The sequence below is a fragment of the Catellatospora paridis genome, assembly GCF_009720365.1.
GTDB classification, from domain to species: domain Bacteria; phylum Actinomycetota; class Actinomycetes; order Mycobacteriales; family Micromonosporaceae; genus Catellatospora; species Catellatospora paridis.
On sequence record NZ_WBZD01000016.1, the window covers coordinates 212,735 to 233,191 of the forward strand.

At 72.0% G+C, this 20,457-nt stretch carries 21 protein-coding genes; 12 read left to right on the plus strand and 9 right to left on the minus strand.

Going from position 1 to position 20,457, the window contains the following annotated elements:
• Nucleotides 1-6 precede the first annotated feature (6 nt).
• Nucleotides 7-666 (minus strand): endonuclease NucS, encoded by a 660-nt coding sequence (nucS, locus tag F9C41_RS30280; protein WP_155390215.1) that lies wholly within the window; start codon nucleotides 664-666, stop codon nucleotides 7-9.
• 71 nt (nucleotides 667-737) lie between these two features.
• Between nucS and F9C41_RS30285 the strand changes: the two genes are divergently transcribed.
• From F9C41_RS30285 to F9C41_RS30305, 5 genes are all read left to right on the plus strand, one after another.
• Nucleotides 738-1,340: a DUF4126 domain-containing protein gene (locus tag F9C41_RS30285; RefSeq protein ID WP_155390216.1), complete on the plus strand. Its 603-nt coding sequence runs from the start codon at nucleotides 738-740 to the stop codon at nucleotides 1,338-1,340.
• A 93-nt stretch (nucleotides 1,341-1,433) separates the two neighbouring features.
• Nucleotides 1,434-1,694 (plus strand): hypothetical protein, encoded by a 261-nt coding sequence (locus tag F9C41_RS30290; protein WP_120318357.1) that lies wholly within the window; start codon nucleotides 1,434-1,436, stop codon nucleotides 1,692-1,694.
• A 91-nt stretch (nucleotides 1,695-1,785) separates the two neighbouring features.
• The gene (locus F9C41_RS30295) at nucleotides 1,786-2,796 is read left to right on the plus strand and encodes a hypothetical protein (protein WP_155390217.1); all 1,011 of its coding nucleotides are present in this window, start codon (nucleotides 1,786-1,788) and stop codon (nucleotides 2,794-2,796) included.
• Nucleotides 2,789-5,524 carry an FtsK/SpoIIIE domain-containing protein gene (locus F9C41_RS30300; protein ID WP_230690128.1) on the plus strand — a complete coding sequence of 912 codons (2,736 nt, stop codon included), beginning with the start codon at nucleotides 2,789-2,791 and terminating at the stop codon, nucleotides 5,522-5,524. The genes F9C41_RS30295 and F9C41_RS30300 overlap by 8 nt, the downstream gene beginning before the upstream one ends.
• The gene (locus F9C41_RS30305) at nucleotides 5,521-6,177 is read left to right on the plus strand and encodes a hypothetical protein (protein WP_155390218.1); all 657 of its coding nucleotides are present in this window, start codon (nucleotides 5,521-5,523) and stop codon (nucleotides 6,175-6,177) included. Before F9C41_RS30300 ends, F9C41_RS30305 begins: the two co-directional genes overlap by 4 nt.
• 100 nt (nucleotides 6,178-6,277) lie before the next feature.
• Here F9C41_RS30305 and F9C41_RS30310 read toward each other — a convergent pair whose 3' ends face one another.
• Nucleotides 6,278-8,269 carry a protein meaA gene (locus F9C41_RS30310; protein ID WP_155390219.1) on the minus strand — a complete coding sequence of 664 codons (1,992 nt, stop codon included), beginning with the start codon at nucleotides 8,267-8,269 and terminating at the stop codon, nucleotides 6,278-6,280.
• 126 nt (nucleotides 8,270-8,395) lie between these two features.
• Here F9C41_RS30310 and F9C41_RS30315 point away from each other — a divergent pair, with 126 nt between their 5' ends.
• Together F9C41_RS30315 and F9C41_RS30320 are read left to right on the plus strand one after the other, a co-directional pair.
• The gene (locus tag F9C41_RS30315; protein WP_230690129.1) at nucleotides 8,396-9,259 is read left to right on the plus strand and encodes an ABC transporter ATP-binding protein; all 864 of its coding nucleotides are present in this window, start codon (nucleotides 8,396-8,398) and stop codon (nucleotides 9,257-9,259) included.
• Nucleotides 9,260-9,323: 64 nt separating this feature from the next.
• Nucleotides 9,324-10,184 carry an ABC transporter permease gene (locus tag F9C41_RS30320; RefSeq protein WP_155390221.1) on the plus strand — a complete coding sequence of 287 codons (861 nt, stop codon included), beginning with the start codon at nucleotides 9,324-9,326 and terminating at the stop codon, nucleotides 10,182-10,184.
• Nucleotides 10,185-10,231: 47 nt separating this feature from the next.
• On the opposite strand, the gene F9C41_RS30325 is transcribed toward F9C41_RS30320, so the two are convergent.
• A complete protein-coding gene (locus F9C41_RS30325) occupies nucleotides 10,232-11,080 on the minus strand; it encodes a 3-hydroxyacyl-CoA dehydrogenase family protein (RefSeq protein WP_155390222.1) in 849 nt (282 codons plus the stop codon).
• Between the two features lie 141 nt (nucleotides 11,081-11,221).
• Here F9C41_RS30325 and F9C41_RS30330 point away from each other — a divergent pair, with 141 nt between their 5' ends.
• Nucleotides 11,222-11,542 carry a hypothetical protein gene (locus F9C41_RS30330; protein ID WP_155390223.1) on the plus strand — a complete coding sequence of 107 codons (321 nt, stop codon included), beginning with the start codon at nucleotides 11,222-11,224 and terminating at the stop codon, nucleotides 11,540-11,542.
• Between the two features lie 85 nt (nucleotides 11,543-11,627).
• On the opposite strand, the gene murA is transcribed toward F9C41_RS30330, so the two are convergent.
• Nucleotides 11,628-13,004: a UDP-N-acetylglucosamine 1-carboxyvinyltransferase gene (murA, locus tag F9C41_RS30335; protein WP_196280017.1), complete on the minus strand. Its 1,377-nt coding sequence runs from the start codon at nucleotides 13,002-13,004 to the stop codon at nucleotides 11,628-11,630.
• Between murA and F9C41_RS30340 the strand changes: the two genes are divergently transcribed.
• The 4 genes from F9C41_RS30340 (at nucleotide 13,003) to F9C41_RS30355 (ending at nucleotide 15,843) form a co-directional block, all read left to right on the plus strand.
• A complete protein-coding gene (locus F9C41_RS30340; RefSeq protein ID WP_155390224.1) occupies nucleotides 13,003-13,581 on the plus strand; it encodes a cob(I)yrinic acid a,c-diamide adenosyltransferase in 579 nt (192 codons plus the stop codon). The genes murA and F9C41_RS30340 overlap by 2 nt on opposite strands.
• Nucleotides 13,578-13,964 carry a VOC family protein gene (locus F9C41_RS30345; protein WP_407924749.1) on the plus strand — a complete coding sequence of 129 codons (387 nt, stop codon included), beginning with the start codon at nucleotides 13,578-13,580 and terminating at the stop codon, nucleotides 13,962-13,964. The genes F9C41_RS30340 and F9C41_RS30345 overlap by 4 nt, the downstream gene beginning before the upstream one ends.
• A gap of 48 nt (nucleotides 13,965-14,012) precedes the next feature.
• The gene (locus F9C41_RS30350; protein ID WP_155390226.1) at nucleotides 14,013-14,984 is read left to right on the plus strand and encodes an ATP-binding cassette domain-containing protein; all 972 of its coding nucleotides are present in this window, start codon (nucleotides 14,013-14,015) and stop codon (nucleotides 14,982-14,984) included.
• A gap of 64 nt (nucleotides 14,985-15,048) precedes the next feature.
• Complete coding sequence (locus tag F9C41_RS30355) at nucleotides 15,049-15,843, plus strand: ABC transporter permease (protein WP_155390227.1); 795 nt, start codon at nucleotides 15,049-15,051, stop codon at nucleotides 15,841-15,843.
• 35 nt (nucleotides 15,844-15,878) lie between these two features.
• On the opposite strand, the gene F9C41_RS30360 is transcribed toward F9C41_RS30355, so the two are convergent.
• The 5 genes from F9C41_RS30360 to F9C41_RS30380 all read right to left on the minus strand — a co-directional run bounded on the left by F9C41_RS30360 (nucleotide 15,879) and on the right by F9C41_RS30380 (nucleotide 20,457).
• On the minus strand, nucleotides 15,879-16,301 hold the full coding sequence (locus tag F9C41_RS30360; RefSeq protein ID WP_155390228.1) for a DUF2550 domain-containing protein: 423 nt from the start codon (nucleotides 16,299-16,301) through the stop codon (nucleotides 15,879-15,881).
• 22 nt (nucleotides 16,302-16,323) lie between these two features.
• Complete coding sequence (locus tag F9C41_RS30365; RefSeq protein ID WP_144120375.1) at nucleotides 16,324-16,608, minus strand: F0F1 ATP synthase subunit epsilon; 285 nt, start codon at nucleotides 16,606-16,608, stop codon at nucleotides 16,324-16,326.
• Nucleotides 16,609-16,705: 97 nt separating this feature from the next.
• Nucleotides 16,706-17,971, minus strand: a complete 1,266-nt coding sequence (locus F9C41_RS30370; protein WP_155390229.1) for an LCP family protein — start codon at nucleotides 17,969-17,971, stop codon at nucleotides 16,706-16,708.
• Nucleotides 17,972-18,094: 123 nt separating this feature from the next.
• Complete coding sequence (gene atpD / locus F9C41_RS30375) at nucleotides 18,095-19,528, minus strand: F0F1 ATP synthase subunit beta (RefSeq protein WP_407924750.1); 1,434 nt, start codon at nucleotides 19,526-19,528, stop codon at nucleotides 18,095-18,097.
• The gene (locus F9C41_RS30380; protein ID WP_155390230.1) at nucleotides 19,528-20,457 is read right to left on the minus strand and encodes a F0F1 ATP synthase subunit gamma; all 930 of its coding nucleotides are present in this window, start codon (nucleotides 20,455-20,457) and stop codon (nucleotides 19,528-19,530) included. The genes atpD and F9C41_RS30380 overlap by 1 nt, the downstream gene beginning before the upstream one ends.

Consider the following 20,457-nt stretch of genomic DNA (forward strand, 5'->3'; position numbering starts at 1 on the left):
AGAGGCTCAGAAGAGGGTCAGTTCGTCTTTCTTGGTGCCGCGGAGGCGGTCGTAGTCGACGACGACGCAGCGGATGCCGCGGTCTTCGGCGAGGACTCGGGCCTGGGGTTTGATCTCCTGGGCGGCGAAGATGCCGGCTACCGGGGCCAGCAGGGGGTCGCGGTTGAGGAGTTCGAGGTAGCGGGTGAGCTGCTCTACGCCGTCGATCTCGCCGCGGCGTTTGATCTCGACGGCCACGTGGGCCTTGGCGGCGTCACGGCAGAGGAGGTCGACGGGGCCGATGGCGGTCATGTACTCGCGGCGGACCAAGGTGAAGCCCTCGCCAAAGGTGTGCGGCGCGGCGGCCAGCAACTCCTGGAGATGGGCTTCGACGCCGTCCTTCTGCAGGCCGGGGTCGGGGCCGAAGACGTGGGAGGTGTCCTCGAAGACTTCTTCGAGGGCGATCCTGAGCTCCTCGCCGGCCTTGTTGACCACGCGCCACACGCCGGGCTCCTCGACCAGCTTGCAGGGTGGGCTCATCCAGTTCAGCGGCTTGTATGCCCGGTCGTCGGCGTGGATCGAGACCGAACCATCCGCCTTCACGATGAGCAGGCGTTTGGCGGAGGGGAGGTGGGATGACAGCCGTCCGACATAGTCGACGGTGCACCGGGCGATGACGAGACGCACCGAACCAGCCTAAGGGACGCGTATCCGCCGTAGCGTTCGCGTCCGTCGCACGGTCGGGGCATGCTGGGAGCGTGCTCGAACTTCTGACCGGCACGGGGCTGGCCACGGCCGCGGGGCTCAATGCATACATACCGCTGCTGGTGATCGGCATGCTGGACCGGTACACGAATCTGATCAATCTGCCTTCGGCCTGGTCGTGGCTGAGCAACGGCTGGGTGCTGCTGATCCTCGCGGTGCTGCTGGCGGTCGAGTTCGTCGCGGACAAGGTGCCGGTGGTGGACAGCGTCAACGACGTGGTGCAGACGGTGGTCCGGCCGACCGCGGGCGGCATGGCCTTCGCCGCGGGTTCGGGCTCCGAGACGGTCACGGTCACCGACCCGTCGGCACTGTGGACGCAGAAGCTGTGGATACCGATCGTGATCGGGCTGCTCATCGCGCTCACCGTGCACAGCACCAAGGCGGTCGCGCGTCCGGTGATGAACGCGGCCACGCTCGGCGTGGCGGCTCCCGTGGTGTCGACGGTCGAGGACGGCGCGAGCGCGAGCCTGTCGGTCGTCGCCATCATCATCCCCGCACTGGTGGTCATCTTCCTGATCGGCCTGGTCTGGTGGATGGTGACCGTTTCCCGCAGGCGGCGGCAGCGTCGCACGGTCAGGGCACTGTCGGAAAAGTAGCTACCGCCGTCAGGCGTGGCGAAAGGGTTATAAACGGGCGAAAACGTCATACTCTCGCGGAGGAAATCCATCCGAATCCCCCGTGGAGGTGCCGTGGCCAGCGTCGCCGAGGTCAAAGCGGCCATCGATGCCGCGATGCTGCATGTGCAGGAAGGCCAGGACGCGGTCCGTTCCGCCAACGACCGGCTCGGTGAGGCTCAGCTCAGCCTCGCCACCGCGGTCGAGGGCTCCGGGCACGAGGCCGTCACCGCCGCGCAGGCCGCACTCGCCCAGGCCGCCTCGGAACTCGAGGAGTGCCTCACCGCGACGCTGCACGCGGTGGAGCAGGCCGAGTCGTACGTCGCGACGCTGTGAGCGCCCACATGAGCGAGCGTAGCGAGCGAATCAGTCGGCACAGGTCGGCTCATGTCGTCGTCGGTGACGAGCGCAGCGAGGAGGCGACGGCATGAGCCTCGTTCAAGATCTTGCCGATCAGTTGCGGGTCGCCCGCGAGGAACTGCCCCTGCCGCAGGTCTCCGCCGCCGCCGAGCGCCTGCGCAGCGCCACCGGGCTGCTGGCCTGGGTGCTGCACCACAGCGCGACCCCGGTCAGCGTGCCCGACCTGAGCCGCGCCGTCGAGCGCCTGGACCACGCCGCCGCCGCGCTGCGCGTCGCCCAGGACCGCCTCGACGAGTACGCGCTGGCGCTGGGCATGCCCGCCGACACCCACGCCCGCCACGACGAGGGCTGGCCGGCCGCCGTGCCTACCCAGGCCCCGCGCGGCGAGGTCAGCGGCTCCGGCGACTGCCGGCTGGCCGACTGGTGGGGCGAGCGGATCGCCGCGCTGACCGGCGAGTCCTTCTCCGCGTCCACGCTCACCGGCGACCGTGCCGACGCCGCGCAGTCCAGCGCCGAGCTGCTGCGCCGCTGCGTACAGGCGGCACACGACGGCGACCGCAGGCGGCTGCACCGGCACCTGGCCGCGGCGGGTCCTGCCGTCGGCCTGGGCCTGGCCGCGATCGCGCCGCCGCTGCTGCGCCACCTCGCCGCCGACCTGGTCGGCTACCCGCCGCGACTGGAGGATCTGGCCCGGGTGCGCCGGGCGGCCCTGCCGCTGCCCGCGGAGCTGCTGCCGCAGCTGCCCGCCGAGGCGGCCGAGGAGATCGTGGCGCGGGTCTGCCACACCTCGCCCCAGCGCACCGCCGACCGCCCGCCCACCCACCCGGTGGACGCCGCCACCGCCGCCGCGCTGCTGGTCGCCGCGCTGCTGCGGGCCAACGGCCGGGCAGCCGACGAGCTGAACCAGATCATCGAGGCCGAACGGGCCGCCGCCGGGGCCGCCCAGCAGCGGGCCACGGAACGGGCCGAGGCCCACCGGGCCGCGCTGCGTATCACCGACAGCGGCCGCCGCCGCTCCGCCGTCGACGAACTGGGCCGCGTCACGCAGTCCACGGCTCGCCGCCGCAGCGGTGGCTGAGCAGGACGCCGCGACTGCGCCGACCAGCCGAGGGATCGTCGCGGCGGTACGCAGGGAACTGGCCGCGGCCCGGCACGCCGCCCGCGCCTCGCTGGCGGCCACCGCGGCTGCTCGGGCCGCCGCACTCGCGCAGCTCGACGCCGTCCGGCTGTCCGCCCCCAAACGGCGCGACGAGCTGCTGTCCACGCGCGACAAGACCCTGGCCGAGGCACGGGCCCGCCGCGAGCGGGAGACCGCGAAACTCGGCCGGGGCCTGCTCGGGCTCGCCGAGGCGGCCGCGCCGGGCACCGCGGGCAGCCCGTGGGCGTCGTGGCGGCCCGGCATGCGGCCCGAGCCGCAGGCCGGACTCACCCCCGGACTGCTGCGGATCGGCTCGCTGGTGCAGGAACCCGCCCCGAACGTGCCCGTCCCGGCCCTGGTGCCGCTGCTGGACACCGCGCACCTGAGCGTGTCCGGCGACGGTGCGGCCGCGGTGGACGCCCTGATCGGGGCGATGCTGCTGCGCGCGCTGGCGTCGGTGCCGCCCGGTTCGCTGCGGATCAGCGTGTACGACCCGGGCCGTCTCGGCGGCGCGCTGGCCGGGCTCGCCCCGCTGGCCCCGGCGGGCCTGATCTCGTACCTCGGGCCGGGCGGGCTCGCCCCGCTGCTCGACGACCTCGCCGAGCAGATCCGCCGCATCAACGAGAACGTGCTCGGCGGGGTCTACCTGAGCGTGGCCGAACTCGCCGCGGAGACCGGCCGCCGCCCGGAGCCGTGGCGGGTGGCGGTGCTGCTGGCCGACCCGAACGGCGCGGAGCTGTCCAAGGCCGAGCGCGCCCAGCTCGACCGGGTCGCCCGCACCGGCGTCGCGGCCGGCGTACACCTGATCAGCCGGGGTTTCGAGCTCGCCGCCGACACCGACGTGGAGACGATCGCGATCCGGGCCAACGGCACCGCGCGGACCAGCCTCACCGGCGAGATCCCGGTGCGGCTGGACGCCCCACCCGGCGCGGCCCTGGTCACCGGGGTCTGCCGGGCGCTCGCCGAGCAGGCCACCGCCGGTCCGCCGCCGGTGCCGTTCGCCGCGCTGCTGCCCGACGAGATCTGGCAGCAGTCCTCGGCCGAGTCGCTGCGCGCGCCGATCGGCGAGGGCACCGACGGCCGGCTGGTGGAACTGGTGCTCGGTGACGATCCGCCGCACGCCCTGATCGGCGGCCCGTCCGGCTCGGGCAAGACGAACCTGATCTACTGCTGGCTGGCCGCGCTGGCCACCCGCTACTCCCCCGGCGAGCTGTCGCTGTACCTGCTGGACTTCAAGGAGGGCGTGTCCTTCGCCCGCTTCGCCCCCGGCACCCGCGACCCCAGCTGGCTGCCGCAGGTGCGGCTGGTCGGCGTCAACGTCAACGGCGATCGGGAGTTCGGCCTGGCCCTGCTGCGGCACCTGGCCGAGGAGCTCAAGCGCCGGGCGGCCGCCGCCAAGCAGCATGAGGCGACCAAGCTCGCCGAGCTGCGCGCCGAGGATCCGGCCGGCAACTGGCCGCGCATCGTCGCCGTCATCGACGAGTTCCAGGTGCTGCTGGGCGCGCGCGACGCGGTGACCAGCGAGGCCGTGGACCTGCTGGAGGACCTGGCCCGCCGGGGCCGCTCGCAGGGCATCCACCTGGTGCTGGCCAGCCAGGACGTGTCCGGCATCGAGGCGCTGTGGGGCCGCTCCGGCCTGGTCTCGCAGTTCACGCTGCGCATCGCGCTGCCCAAGGCGCGCCGCATCCTGTCCGATGTGAACCTGGCCGCCGAGCTGATCCCGCGCTGCCACGCCGTGGTCAACGCCGACTCGGGCGTGCCCTCGGCGAACACCATCGTGCGCCTGCCCGACGCGGGCGACCGCGCGACCTGGCTCGGGCTGCAGGAGCAGTTGTGGTCGGCCCGGCCCGACGGTGCCGAACCGCCGCGCCTGTTCGACGGCGACTCCCGCCCGCTGTTCCCGCTGCTGCCGCCGCCGCCCGCGCCGGAGCTGCCCGCCGCGGTGGGCGCGGTGGCCCTGCTCGGCGAGACCATCGACGTCGCGGGCCGCCCCGCGACGCTGCGGCTGAACCGCGCGCCCGGCCGCAACCTCGCCGTGCTCGGCACCCGCGCCGACGAGGCCTGCGCGGTGCTGCTCGCCGCCGGGCACGCCCTGGGCAGCCAGCACACCTCCGGCTCGGCCCGGTTCAGCGTGCTGTGCCTGGACTCCGACGCGACCACGCCCGCGAAGTCGCTGCACGCGGTGCTCGACGCCCGCCACCGCTGCGACTGGTACGACGCCGACGGCGTCACCGCCCTGCTGGCCGAACTCGCCGAGAACACCGGGGAGGGCCGCGGTGACGGCGAGGTCCCCGCTCCCCCGCACTACGTGTTCGCCTTCGCGCTGGACGCGGTCGCCGCCCGGCTGGCCGCCAAGCCCGGACCGGGCCTGCCCAGCGGCCACGAGTTGCTGCGCACCGTGTTGGCGCGGGGCCCCGAGCGGCGCACCCATGTGCTCGGCTGGTGGCGTACGGTCGCCCGGCTGCGCGACGACCTCGGCGGTCCCGGCGCCCGATTCGACGCGATCGGCGCCTGGGTGGCGCTCGACGTGCACGGGCCCGAGCTGTCCGCGCTCTACCCGCAGCCCGGCGGCCCGGCCTGGTTCCCACGGCTCAACCGAGCCCTGCACTTCGACCGCGCGGTGCACCACCGCGCGCAGATCATCATCCCGTACGAGGTGGCCCCGTGACCTCCCCGCCGACGGTCCGCTACCGCGCGCTGATCGCCGACCTGGTCGCCGCGTCCCGGCGGCACGAGACGGCGCTGACCGCGGCCGTGCAGTCCCACGCGGACGGCATCGCCACCATCGAACACGACCTCGCCGCGGCCGACGACGCGGTGGTCGCGGCGAGTGCCCGGATGGCGCACGCGCAGCGGCTCGTCGCGCAGACCGACCTCGCGGCAGGGGCGCTGTGGGACGAGCTCAAACAGGTACGCGGCCGCCGCGGCCGCCGGCTGGGCCCGGTGCCGCCCCCGCTGCCCCTGCCCGAACAGCCCGCGTCCGCGTCCACCGACCCGATCGCCCTGCTGGAGAGCGCCGCCGCCCGCATCGACCGGGCCCGGCGCGGCGGCGAGAAACTGCCCCCGCTGATCCTCCCGCTGCTGTTCGCCCTCGGCGCGGCCTGCGCGGCCGTGGTCACCCTGCTCACGGCCTTCCTGCAGTCCCACGGCCCGGTCGGCCTGCTCGCCGGCTGGCTGATCCTGCTCGGCGCGCCGCTGTCCGGCCTGCTCCCGGCCCGCGACCTGGCCGACCGCTGGTTCGGCGCCCGCCTCGACCCCGGCGCCATCGCCCTCACCATCCTGGCCGGCATGCTCGCCACCACCGCCCTCACCCTCGCCTGACCGCCCCCGCCCCGCGCTGCGCCGCGTTGATCATGAACTTATGGCACGGCTCGACGGCGTGTCGCGTCCACAACTTCATGATCGATCGACCTGAGAAGGGTCAGGCCAGGCCGTGGCGTTCGCGTACCACGGTGACCAGCTCGGCCATGATGTCGGTGAGGGCGAAGTCCTTCGGGGTGAAGACGCGGGCCACGCCCGCCTCGCGGAGCACCTCGGCGTCGTCCTCGGGGATGATGCCGCCGACGACGACCGGCAGGTCGGGCAGCCCGGCCGCGCGCAGACCGGCCAGCACCGCGGGGACCGCGTTGAGGTGTGAGCCGGACAGCACGGACAGGCCGACCAGGTCCACGTCCTCCTGCACGGCCGCTGCCACGATCTGCGCCGGGGTCAGCCGGATGCCCTGGTAGACGACCTCGAACCCGGCGTCGCGGGCGCGTACGGCGATCTGCTCCGCGCCGTTGGAGTGCCCGTCCAGGCCGGGCTTGCCGACCAGCAGCCGCAGTGCCGGGCGCGCCAGCTCGCGGGCCGTGGCGTGCACCCGCTCGCGGACCCGGGCCAGTGAACCGTCCGCGCTGCCGGAAACGCCGCTGCTCAACCCGGTGGGGGCCCGGTATTCGCCGAACACCTCCCGCAGCACCCCGGCCCACTCCCCCGTGGTGACCCCGGCCTGCACACATTCCAGCGTGGCCGCCATCAGGTTGCGCGACCCGGCGGCGTCGGCGCGCAGCCGGTCCAGCGCGTCGGCAGCCGCCGACCCGTCGCGCTCCGCGCGCCAGCGCTGCACCGCGTCGATCGCGGCCTTCTCCGCGGCCGGGTCGACCTGCTCGATGGCCTGCGCGCCCGCGGCGGTCAGCGGCGACGGCTCGGTCTCGACGAACCGGTTGACGCCGACCACCACGTCCTCGCCCGACTCGACGCGGCCGCGGCGGCGGGCCAGCGAGGCGACCAGGGCGCTCTTGAGGTGCCCGCCCTCCACGGCGACGACCGCGCCGCCGAGCTCCAGCACCTCGGCGAGCTGGCGGCGGGCCCCGTCGGCGATCTCGTCGACCAGCGCCTCGACCACGTGCGACCCGGCGAACAGGTCGGGGTATTCCAGCAGGTCGGACTCGTACGCCAGGACCTGCTGCAGGCGCAGGGACCACTGCTGGTCCCACGGGCGGGGCAGGCCGAGGGCCTCGTTCCAGGCGGGCAGTTGCACGGCACGGGCGCGGGCGTCGCGGGACATGGTGACGCCGAGCATCTCCAGCACGATCCGGGCCACGTTGTTCTCCGGCTGCGACTCGGTCAGCCCCAGCGAGTTGACCTGTACGCCGTAGCGCAGTCGCCGCTGCTTGGCGTCGGCGACGCCGTACCGGTCGCGGGTGATCTCGTCCCAGAGCCGGTTGAACGCGCGCATCTTCGCCATCTCCTCGACGAAGCGCACGCCGGAGTTGACGAAGAACGACACGCGCTGCACCACGTCGCCCATGCGCTCGGGCGCGACCTGGCCGCCGTCGCGCACCCGGTCCAGCACCGCGACGGCGGTGGCCAGCGCGAAGCCGACCTCCTGCACGGGCGTCGCGCCGGCCTCCTGGAGGTGGTACGAGCAGATGTTGACCGGGTTCCAGGCGGGCGCGTTGGCCACCGTCCACGCGACGACGTCGGTGGTCAGCCGCAGCGACGGGCCGGGCGGGAAGATGTACGTCCCGCGCGACAGGTACTCCTTGATGATGTCGTTCTGCGTCGTCCCGGCCAGTGCGGCGGGGTCCGCGCCCTGCTCCTGCGCGACGGTGACGTACAGCGCGAGCAGCCACATCGCGGTGGCGTTGATGGTCATGCTGGTGTTCGCGGCGGCGAGGTCGATGCCGTCGAACAGCGCCCGCGCGTCGCCGAGGTGCGCCACCGGCACGCCGACCCGGCCCACCTCGCCCGCGGCCAGCTCGTGGTCGGGGTCGTAGCCGGTCTGCGTGGGCAGGTCGAAGGCGACCGACAGCCCGGTCTGGCCCTTGGCCAGGTTCCGCCGGAAGAGCGCGTTGGTGGCCGCCGCGTTCGAGTGACCGGCGTAGGTGCGCATGACCCAGGGACGGTCACGATCGGGCAGACGTGGCTCCATACGCCGATGCTAAGTGAACGTTCAGTAACTTGTGCCGGTGAAGAATCTCACTGGGGTACGTGGCGTCGCTCGCGCCCGGCCGAGCACCGGCCGGGCTCTATGCGGCGCTGACGTATGGTGCCGGGTGTGACTCACGAAGAGCTGGCGATCAGCGTTTCCGGGCTGCGGAAGTCCTATGCGGACAACGTCGCCGTCGCGGGGGTCGACCTGGCCGTGCCGCCGGGCGAGGTTTTCGCCCTGCTGGGCCCCAACGGGGCCGGCAAGACCACTACCGTGGAGATCCTGGAGGGGTTCCGCACCCGCGACTCCGGCCAGGTGTCCGTGCTCGGCATCGACCCGGCCAAGGCCGACCGCGACTGGCGTCGCCGGGTCGGCATCGTGCTGCAGGGCACCGGCGAGTTCGACGAGCTCAAGGTGCACGAGGTGGTACGCCACTTCGCCCGCTTCTATCCCCACCCGGCCGACCCCGACGAGGTCATCGAGCGGGTCGGGCTGAGCGAGAAGGCGAACTCGCGCACGCACACCCTCTCCGGCGGCCAGAAGCGCCGCCTGGACGTGGCGCTGGGCATCATCAGCCAGCCCGAGGTGCTGTTCCTCGACGAGCCGACGACGGGCTTCGACCCGGCCGCCCGGCGCGAGTTCTGGGACCTGATCCGCCAGCTCTCGCACACCGGCACCACCATCCTGCTGACCACGCACTACCTGGACGAGGCCGAGGCGCTCGCGGACCGGGTCGGCGTGATCGCCCGCGGCACCATGATCGCCGTGTCGACCCCCGCGGAGCTGGGCGGTCGGCACCTGGCCACGGCCACGGTGAGCTGGCGCGACGAGGGCGGGCCGCGCAGCGAGGAGACCGACCGGCCCACCGAGGTGGTGCAGCGGCTGGCCGCCTCGTTCGGCGGCGAGGTGCCGGAACTGACCGTCACCCGGCCCACGCTGGAGGACGTCTACCTGAAGATGATCGGCGAGAACGGGCAGGAGCCGGCGTGAGCGAGCGCAGCGAGCGAGCAATGTCATCGGTCGATGCCGTCGACGAGCGCAGCGAGGAGATGGCATGAGCGCGTTGGCCACCGAGCAGGAAGCGGCGCGGCCCGCCGTGCGGCAGGCGGGCGGGCTCAGCCTGGCCCTGGCGCAGGGCGGGATCGAGTTCAAGCAGTTCGTGCGTACGCGCGAGTCTTTGGTCTTCACGCTGCTCTTCCCCGTGATGCTGATGCTGATCTTCGGGTCGATCTTCGGCAGCGTGATCATCACGCCGGAGGGCGAAGTCCCCGCGGTGACCCTGTCGCAGTACTTCGTCACCGGCATGATCGCCTCGGGCATCATGGCCACCGGTTTCCAGAACCTGGCCATCACCATCCCCATCGAGCGGGACCGGGGAGTGCTCAAGCGCTACCGCGGCACGCCCATGCCGAAGTGGGTCTTCTTCGCCGGCAAGATCCTGTGCGTGGCGGCGCTCGCGTTCATCGCCGTCGTCCTGCTGCTGGGCGTCGCGGTGGCCCTCTACGACCTGCGGCTGCCCGACACCGGGCAGAAGTGGTTCACCTTCGGCTGGGTCAGCGTGCTCGGCCTGATCGCCTGCACGCTGTGCGGCATCGCCTTCTCCGGCGTCGCGAAGACCGGCCGCTCCGGGCCCGCCGTGGTCACCCCGATCGCGCTGATCCTGCAGTTCACCTCGGGCGTGTTCTTCGAGTACAAGGACCTGCCGCACTGGATGCAGCAGTTCGCCGCGCTGTTCCCGCTCAAGTGGATGTGCCAGGGCCTGCGCAGCGTGTTCCTGCCCGAGTCGTTCGCCAGCCAGGAGGTCGCCGGCTCGTTCGAGCTGGGCCGGGTCGCCCTGGTGCTCGCCGCCTGGTGTGTCGGTGGCCTGATCCTGTGCCTGGTCGGCTTCCGCTGGACCACCAAGCGGGAAGGCTGACGCGTGCGCCGCGCGGTGCGAGCGAGCACCGCGCGGCGTGCCGCTGATCAGTACGTGTAGAAGCCCTTGCCGCTCTTGCGGCCCAGCTCACCGGCCGTGACCATGCGCTGGAGCAGCTCCGGCGGGAAGAACTTCGGGTCGGCGGTGTCGGTGTAGATGTTGCGGGCCGCGTGCGCCAGGATGTCCACGCCGGTCAGGTCGGTGGTGGCCAGCGGGCCCATGGCGTGGCCGAAGCCCAGCTTGCAGGCCGTGTCGAGGTCCTCGGGCGTGCACACCCCGGACTCGACCAGCTTGACCGCCTCCACGACCAGCGCCGCGATCAGGCGGGTGGTGACGAAGCCGGCGATGTCGCGGTTGACCACGATGCAGGTCTTGCCGATGCCCTCGGCGAACGCCCGCGCGGTGGCCAGCGTCTCGTCGCTGGTGCGGTGGCCGCGGACCAGCTCGCACAGCTTCATCATCGGCACCGGGGAGAAGAAGTGGGTGCCCACGACCATCTCGGGCCGGGAGGTGGCCGCGGCGATCTGGGTGATCGGGATGGCGGAGGTGTTGGTGCCGAGCACCGCGTCCGGCTTGCAGATGCGGTCCAGTGCCCGGAAGACCTCCTGCTTGATCTCCAGCTTCTCGAAGACCGCCTCGATCACGATGTCGGCCTCGGCCGCGGCCTCGAGGTCCGTGGTGGTGGTGATACGTGCCAGTGCGTCCTGGGCGTCCTGCTCGGCGATGGTGCCCTTGGTGGCGAACCGGCCCAGCGAGGTGCGGATGCCGTCCAGGCCGCGCCCGGTGGCGGCGTCGTCGAGGTCACGCAGCGTGACCTGCCAACCGGCCTGCGCCGCCACCTGGGCGATGCCGGCGCCCATGAGTCCCGCCCCGATGACCGCGAGCTTCCCTGCCATTGCACTGCCTCCCACTGGGGAACATGATCCGGTGTCGTCCGGCGGCCGGTGGACGCGCTGCCGAACGCGTCGAGCCTAAACGATCGCTCAGGAGGGTGCGAACGGCCTCGCGACCCCGCCACGGAGGTGCAGACTGGGATCATGCCTGCTAGTGCCTATCTCGCCGGCCCGATGGTCGCGATCCTGACGATCGCGGTCCTCGCCGTGGTCCTGCACCGCGGACTGCAGCGCGACGCCGAGACACCCGCCCCGGTCGCGCCGAGCCCCGCTCTCGACGACTACGGCCTGCTGGCCAGCGCCGCCGTCGTTCGTACCCTCGCCGACGCGGCGCTCATCCGCGAGCACCTGCACAGCGTCGGCATCCGCGCCACACTCGCCACCGCACCCGACGGGCGCATCCGGGTGCTCGTCTTCGCCGACGAGGTCAACCGCGCCCGGCGCGTCGTCGGCGAGACCCGCTGATCCCGGTTGCCGTCAACGCCGCCGGCACCCGGTCCAGCCCCTCGCGAGCAAGGCGTCCCCTGGTCAGGGGACGCCTTCACGCACCTCAGAAGCCGTACTCGGGATCGGCGGGGGTTTCGGCGCGTTCGACCTCGACGCCCAGCGCCCGTAGGTCGCCGGCGAAGTCGGGGTAGCCGCGGTCGATGTGGTGCACGGCGCGGACCGTGGTCACGCCGTCGCCGCACAGGCCCGCGATGACCAGCCCGGCCCCGGCCCGGATGTCGCTCGCGGTGACCTCGGCGCTGGACAGGTTGCTCCGGCCGCGGACCATGGCGTGGTGGCCCTCGATGCGGATGTCCGCGCCGAGCCGCTTGAGCTCCTCGGCGAACATGAAGCGCCCGTCGAAGATGTTCTCCGTGATCAGCGAGACGCCGTCGGCCACCGCGGCCATGCCGATCGCCATCGGCAGCAGGTCGGTGGCGAAACCCGGGAAGGGCAGCGTGCGTACGTCGACCGCGGTGGGCCGGTCGGCGATGCGCACCCGGAACCAGTCAGGGCCGTAGTCGACCGCGCCGCCGGCCTGCTGGATCTTGTCTAGCGCGATCTCCAGGCAGCGCGGGTCGATGCCGCGCACGGTGACGTCGCCGCGCGTCATCGCGGCCCCGAAGGCCCAGGTGCCCGCGACGATGCGGTCGCCGATGGTGGCGTGCTCGACGGGCTGGAGCTGGCGGACGCCGTGCACCGTCAGCTCGGAGGTGCCCGCGCCCTCGATGCGCGCGCCCATCCCGGTCAGCATCCGGCAGATGTCGACGATCTCCGGCTCGCGCGCCACGTTGTCGATCACCGTGGTGCCGCGGGCCAGCACGGCCGCCATCAGCAGGTTCTCGGTCGCGCCGACGCTGGGGAAGTCCAGGCTGATCTTCGCGCCGTGCAGGCCCGACGGGGCCTCGGCGACCACGAAGCCGTGCTCGCCGCTGATGTCCGCACCCATCTTCGCCAGGCCGGACACGTGCATGTCCAGCCCGCGGGAGCCGATCGCGTCGCCGCCCGGGTGCGCGACCCGCACCCTGCCGCACCGCGCCAGCAGCGGCCCGAGCACGCAGATCGACGCCCGCAGCCGGCGGACCAGCTCGTAGTCGGCCTCCGGATGCAGCCTCTCGGGCACGTTGATGCGCACCCGGTCGTCGGAGAAGACGACGTCCGCGCCCAGCCGCCGCAGCACCTCCCCCATCAGCGCCATGTCGGTGATGCGCGGCACGTTGGTGATCACGCTCTCGCCTTCGGCCAGCAACGCCGCTGCCATCAGTTTGAGCGCGCTGTTCTTCGCGCCGACCACGCCGACCTCGCCGGCCAGCCGTACGCCGCCCTTGACCCGGATCACATCCACGTCGGCCATCGTAGAAGCCGGACCCCCCGTCCGGACGCCCGTCAGCAACGCGCCGACGGAGTCACCACCGTCGGCCACCATTAGGCTCGCTGTCATGGCTGTTCACCTCACCCGCATCTACACCAGGACCGGCGACGCCGGCACCACCGCGCTCGGCAACGGCGAGCGCGTGGACAAGACCGATCCGCGCATCACCGCGTACGCCGATGTGGACGAGTGCAACGCCGCGCTGGGGGTGGCGCTCGCTCTGGGCAACCTAGCCGACGATGTGCGCAACGTGCTGACCCTCATCCAGAACGATCTGTTCGACGTGGGCGCCGACCTGTGCAACCCGATCACCCCCGATCCGAAGTACCCGCCACTGCGCGTCACGCAGGACTACGTCACCCGCCTGGAAGGCTGGTGCGACGAGTTCAACGCACGACTGACCAAGCTGGATTCTTTTATCCTGCCGGGGGGTTCGCCTGGTGCGGCCCTGCTGCACGTAGCGCGAACCACCGCCCGGCGCGCGGAACGTTCCTCGTTCGCGCTGCTGAGCGTGGACGCGGAGCGCACCGGCCCGCTGCCCGCACAGTATCTCAACCGGCTCTCCGATCTGCTGTTCATCCTCGGAAGAGTCGCCAATTCCGATGGCGCCGCCGACGTGAAGTGGGTGCCCGGGGCCAACCGGTGAGCCTGCACCACGTCGAGGTGTGGGTGCCCGACCTGGACGCGACCGAACGTTCCTGGGGCTGGCTGCTGACCGAGCTGGGCTGGGTCGAGCACCAGCGCTGGGACGCCGGGGTCTCCTGGCGGCACGGCACGGCGTACGTCGTCTTCGAGAGTTCGCCGGACCTCGTCGGCGACCGGCACGAGCGCCGCGCACCCGGGCTGAACCACCTGGCGCTGCACGCGGGCTCCCCCGCCGACGTCGATCGGCTGGTCGCGGCGGCGGGCGAGCACGGCTGGCGGCTGCTGTTCGCCGACCGGCACCCGCACGCCGGCGGCCCGGACACCTACGCGGCGTACCTGGAGGACGAGCAGGGCTACGAGGTCGAACTGGTCGCGACCCGGTAAATGGGCGGATCCGGCTCGCCGGGTCCGCACCGTGACTACCGTGTGTCCATGGCCGCTGCGATCGTCGCGGAAGGGCTGGTCAAGCGGTACGGCTCGGTGACCGCCCTGGCCGGCCTGTCGCTGAGCGTGCCGGAGGGCACCGTGCTGGGCCTGCTCGGACCGGATCGGGCCGGCAAGACCACCGCAGTGCGGATCATGGCCACCCTGCTGCGCCCCGACGGGGGCAGCTGCCTGGTCAACGGCGTCGACGTGCTGGCACACCCGCGCTGGGCACGGCAGGACATCGGCATGTGCGGGCAGCGCCCGGCCGTCGACGACTTCCTCACCGGCTTCGAGAACCTGGAGCAGCTCGGCCGGCTGCACCGGCTCGGCCGGCGGCGGGCCCGGGTGCGGGCCGAGGAGCTGCTGGAGCGGTTCCACCTGAGCGAGGCGGCGCACCGGCCCGTGCACTGCTACCCGCCCGGCATGCGCCGTCGGCTCGACCTGGCCGGCGCGCTGGTGACCGCACCGCCCGTGGTCCTGCTCGACGAGCCCACCGCGGGGCTGGACCAGCGCAGCCGGCTGGGCATCTGGGACGTGATCAGCGAGCGGGTGCGCGCCGGCACGACCCTGCTGCTGGCCACCCGGCACCTGGACGAGGCCGACGAACTCGCCGACCAGATCGTGGTGCTCGACCGGGGCCACGTGCTCACCCGCGGCACGCCGGAGGAGATCACCCGGCACATCGGCGGCGACCGGCTGCAGGTCGTGCTGGGCAACCGGGCCGAGACCCAGGTCGCCGAGGACATCCTGAACCGGGTCTGCGGCGGCCGGGCCGTGGTCTTCCTGGACCAGCACCTGGTCCAGGCGCCGGTCGTGGCGGGCACCCCGGCCCTGGTCGAGCTGGTGCGCCGGCTCGACGCGGCGGGCATCGAGCCGGTCGACATCGGCATCCACCGGGCCAGCCTCGACGACGTGTTCCGCAAGCTCACCGGCCAGGCCGCCACCCCCACCCTGGCCGACGAGGAGGCCCGCGCATGAGCGAGCGCAGCGAGCGAATCATGGTTCTCCTCGATGCCGCCGACGAGCGCAGCGAGGAGAAGGCATGAGCGAGCTGGCGGCGGCGGTGCAGGACGTGTGGGTCACGGCCCGGCGAGGGCTGCTGCGCGGCCGGCGGGAGCCGCGCCTGCTGGCGCTGCCCCTGCTGCAACCCGTGCTGTTCATGCTGCTGTTCGGCGTGGTGCTGAGCGGCGTGGTCGCCGTGCCGGGAGTGGCCTCCTATCCGGGGTACCTGACGCCTGGCCTGCTGGTGCAGGCGGTCGCGATCACCGCCGGGCTGGCCGCGGTGGGCGTCGCGCAGGACGTGCGCCGGGGCATGGTCGACCGGTTCCGGACGCTGCCCGTGCGCGCGTCCGCGGTGCTGTTCGGGCGTACCGCGGCGGACCTGGTCCGGATCGCGATGACGGCGGCGGTCGCGGCGGCGGCGGGGGTGATCGCGGGCTGGCGCGTCCACAGCGGCCCCGCTGCGGCCGCGGCGGGGTTCCTGCTGGTCCTGACCTTCGGGTACGCCGTCACGTGGCTGTCCGTGGTCGTGGGGCTGTCCGTACGCGGTCCTGGCGCGGCCCGGGTGCTGGTGCCGGTGTGCCTGATCCCGTTGACGTTCGTGTCGAACGTGCTGGCGCCGCCGGACACCATGCCGTCGTGGCTGCGCCCGCTCGCCGAGGCGAACCCCGTCTCCGCCGTCGTCACGGCGCTGCGCCTGCTGTGGGGCAACGAACCCGCGGGTTCCGGCGCGACCCCGCCCTCGGCGTACCCCCTGGCTTTGACCTGGATCGCCGCGGCCCTGCTGCTCGCGATCCCGCTCGCCCTGCACCGCTACCGCCGCGCACCCGCGCCCTGATCAGCGATCATCGGCCGCGGGGGATCCGGCGCGGGCTACGTGGAGTAGGGCGCGGCGGCTTCGAGCCAGGAGAGGAAGCCGGTGACGGTGTGCAGCGGCATGGCGATCTCCACCTGGGCCCGGGAGTCGGCGCACTGCAGCACGACCCAGTCGGCGGGCACCAGCACCGCCTCCTCCTCGCTGGGCGCGCGCCGGGCGATCACCTTCAGGTCGCGGCGCGAGAGCGTGCGGCGGGGGCGCGGGGAGAGGCTGAACATCCGGTACCAGCGCAGCTCGTCGCCGCGGAACTGGGCGAAGCCGGGCGCCCAGCCCCGGCCTCCGGCCGTCTGACGCAGCCGGAGGTAGAGCTCGACGGTGCCGTGGCCGCGCGCGAACACCTCGCGGCGCACGAAGAGGCCCGCCAGCAGGGCGAGCAGGACGACGAGGCCGATGGCGACTACTTCGAGCAGCGACCTCATCGTCGTCGGGGGCGCTGGTCGCTCAGTGGCGCGCGGCCGGGGCGACCGGGGTCGCGGTCTCCGCCAGCACCGTCACGCCCTCGGTCGTGACCGACAGGAAGCCGCCGTGGACGTCGTAGGCCTTCTCCTCGCCGCCCGGGAGGATGATGCGCACCCCGCCGGGGTTCGCCAGCTGGCCGAGCAGCGGCGCGTGACTGGGCAGCACGCCCAGCTCGCCCTCGGTGGTGCGGGCGATGACCATCTCGGCCTGCCCGGACCAGACCTTCTCCTCGACGGCGACGAGCTCGACCTGGAGCAGCTTGGCCACGATGACTCCTCAGGTGTGCAAGATTGGTGCAGCGAGTCTAACCGCCGGTGATCAGCGGCCCTCACCAGGACCGGTCAGTGTGAGCTGAGGGCCACTCTCACTTACTCAGCATTTCAGGATGGAACGCCACGAAGTTCTCGACCGAGCCCGCCGCGACCGAGGCCAGGAACTGCTTGGCGAGGTAGTCCAGCTGCTCGCCCTGGTACTGATACTTCATCTTGGGCTTGGACTTCTTCTTCTTGTCGTCCTTCTTGTCGTCGTCGTCCCCGCCGTCGTCACCGTCGTCGCCGTCGTCCCCACCGCCGTCGTCGCCGTCATCGCCGCCGTCGTCGTCGCCCTCGTCGTCGTCCTTGCCCTTGTCGACGACGTAGCGGCCCACCCCGCCCCCGGACAGCTTCATCATGTGCACGGTGCTGGGGCGCAGGTCCTGCAACGCGAAGGCCCAGTCGATCACCGTGTGCCCGCGACCGCTGAAGGTGAGCGACTGCCCGGCGGCCCGCAGCACGGTGTCCATCTGCACCGGGTCGGTGAGCACGTCGTCGCTGAACGCCTTGGAGATCATCGCGCGGACCAGCTGCTGCTGGTGCCGCTGGCGGGCGTAGTCGCCGCCGGTCACGTAGCGCTGCCGGGCGTAGTCCAGCGCCTGCCAGCCCTTGAAGTGGCGCAGGCCGGGCTCGTAGACCATCTGCTCGCCGACGTAGCCGGTGCTCCCGGGGCCCCGATCCCGGGGATCGCCGTCGGGTTCCAGGTGGATCGAGGCGACCCGCTCGTCGACCGTCATGTCGATCCCGCCCAGCGCGTCGATGACGTCCTTGAAGCCGCTGAAGTCGATGATCGCCCCGGCGTCGAACCGGGCGATCCCGGTGTACTGGCTGACCGTCGCGGCCAGCAGCTCGAAGCCCTGCGCGTGGTTGGCGCGCCGGTCGCCGGGCACCATCGAGCCGAAGTACATCGCGTGCGCGAGCTTGTCCGCGGGATTGCCGGGGTAGCCGGACTTGGCGAACGGCGGGATGGCCACCAGCAGGTCCCGGGGCAGCGAGAAGAGGTAGCCGCGGTCCAGGCCGGCGGGGATGTGCATGACCAGGATCGAGTCGGCCCGCGGGATCCAGAACGGGTCGCCGTGCCGCGGGTCGATGCCCGCCAGCAGGATGTTGAGCGGGCCCTTGATGCCCTCGGGCCGCGGTGGCGCCTGGCGACCCGACTCGTCGCCGAAGAGGTCGTCCTTGTGGATCGCGCCCTCGTAGCGCGCGATCACCCGATCCACGGTGACCAGGGAGGCGCCGCTGAGCAGCATCAGCGCCGTACCGCCCAGCACGCTCCAGCGTGCCCACCGCGCCGCCGTACGCCACCGTTTCGCCACCATGATGTGGCTAACGAGGCAGATGCGACGTTGGCTCCTGCTCTGTCCTGTCGAAGGACCCCGGCCGGGCACAACGGAAAGGGGCGCCCCTCCCAGCCGGGAGAGGCGCCCCTTCGGCGAACAGACCTACTTGGTCAGCTCGCGGTAGTTCTTCTCGAGGTCGTCGAGACCGCCGCACATGAAGAAGGCCTGCTCCGGGACGTGGTCGTAGTCGCCCTGGGAGATGCGCTTGAACGCCTCCACGGTCTCCTTCACCGGCACCGTCGAACCCTCGACACCGGTGAACTGCTTGGCCGCGTAGGTGTTCTGCGACAGGAACCGCTCGATCCGGCGGGCCCGGGCCACGGTGATCTTGTCATCCTCGGAGAGCTCGTCCATACCGAGGATGGCGATGATGTCCTGCAGGTCGTTGTACTTCTGCAGGATCCGCTTCACCTCGGTGGCGACGGCGTAGTGCTCCGCGCCGACGTACTCCGGGGCCAGGATTCGCGAGGACGAGGCCAGCGGGTCCACGGCGGGGTAGATGCCCTTGTCGGACACCTTGCGCTCGAGGTTCGTGGTCGCGTCCAGGTGGGCGAAGGTGGTCGCCGGCGCCGGGTCGGTGTAGTCGTCCGCGGGCACGTAAATGGCCTGCAGCGAGGTGATGGCCTGGCCACGCACCGAGGTGATGCGCTCCTGGAGCTCACCCATCTCGTCGGCGAGGGTCGGCTGGTAACCCACCGCGCTCGGCATACGGCCGAGCAGGGTGGACACCTCGGAACCGGCCTGCGTGAAGCGGAAGATGTTGTCGATGAAGAGCAGCACCTCCTGCTTCTGCACGTCGCGGAAGTACTCGGCCATGGTCAGCGCGGACAGCGCGACCCGCAGACGGGTGCCCGGGGGCTCGTCCATCTGGCCGAACACCAGCGCGGTGTCGCCCAGCACGTTGGCCTCGGCCATCTCGGCGATGAGGTCGTTGCCCTCACGGGTGCGCTCACCCACGCCGGCGAAGACGGACGTACCACCGAAGTTACGGGCAACGCGGATGATCATCTCCTGGATGAGCACCGTCTTGCCCACGCCCGCGCCGCCGAACAGACCGATCTTGCCGCCCTTGACGTACGGGGCCAGCAGGTCGATCACCTTGACGCCGGTCTCCAGCATCTCGGTCTTCGGCTCCAGCTCGGCGAACGCCGGAGGCTTGCGGTGGATCGGCCAGCGCTCGGTGACCTCGAGCTTCTGCCCCTTCTCCAGGTTGAGGCACTCGCCGAGGACGTTGAACACCTTGCCCTTGGTGCCGTCGCCGACGGGCACGCTGATCGGGGAACCCGTGTCGGTCACCTTCGCGCCGCGGACCATACCGTCGGTCGGCTGCATCGAGATGGCACGCACGACGTTGCCGCCGAGGTGGTTGGAGACCTCCAGGGTCAGCGTGCGCTCACCCTCGCTCAGGGTCACGTTGACCTGGAGCGCGTTGAAGATCTCAGGCATCGCGTCGCGCGGGAACTCGACGTCGACGACCGGGCCGATGACCCGGACGACTCGACCGACGCCCGCCTTGGTGTCAGTAGCAGTGGTCATCATTCACTCCCCGCCGCCGCCAGCGCGTTCGCGCCGCCGACGATCTCGCTGATTTCCTGGGTGATCGCGGCCTGGCGGGCGGAGTTCATCTCCCGCGTCAGCGACTTGATCATTTCTTCGGCGTTGTCCGTGGCGCTCTTCATCGCCCGACGGCGCGACGCCGACTCGCTGGCCGCCGAGTCCAGCAACGCCGCGTAGATCCGCGTGTTGATGTACTTCGGCAGCAGCGCGTCCAGCAGCTCTTCCGCGTTCGGCTCGAAGTCGTACGCCGGCAGCAGCTCGCCCTTGTTGCCCTCGCGCTCCTCGACCTGCATCGGCGCGAAGATCTTCGTGGCAGCATTCTGGCTGATGAGCGACTTGAACTCGGTGTAGACGATGTGCAACTCGTCCACGCCCAGCACGCCGTCGTCACCCGCGTGGTCCGCAGCGTCGTCCGCACCGTGCACGAACGCCTGGATCAGCAGCTCGCCGACCCGGCGCGCGTCCTCGAAGCGCGGCTGCTCGGAGAACCCGCTCCAGCTACCGGCCAGCTCGCGCCCCCGGTAGGTGTAGTAGGTGATCCCCTTGCGGCCGATCACGTACAGCGCCACCTGCTTGCCCTGCGCCTTGAGCCGCGCGATCAGCTGCTCGGTGAGCTTGATCGCGTTGGCGTTGTACCCGCCGCACAGGCCGCGGTCGCTCGTGATGAGCAGCACGCCGGCCCGGTGCTCCGGGTCACGCGGGACCAGCAGCGGGTGCTGGGCGTTGGTGTTCGACGCCAGCGCGGTGAGGACGCCGGTGATGGCGTTCGCGTACGGCAGCGACGCGGCGACACGGTCCTGAGCCTTGGCGATGCGGCTGGTCGCGACCAGCTCCATCGCCTTGGTGATCTTCTTCGTCGAGCGGGTCGCCTTGATCCGCCGACGGAGAACTCGTACCTGCCCGGCCAT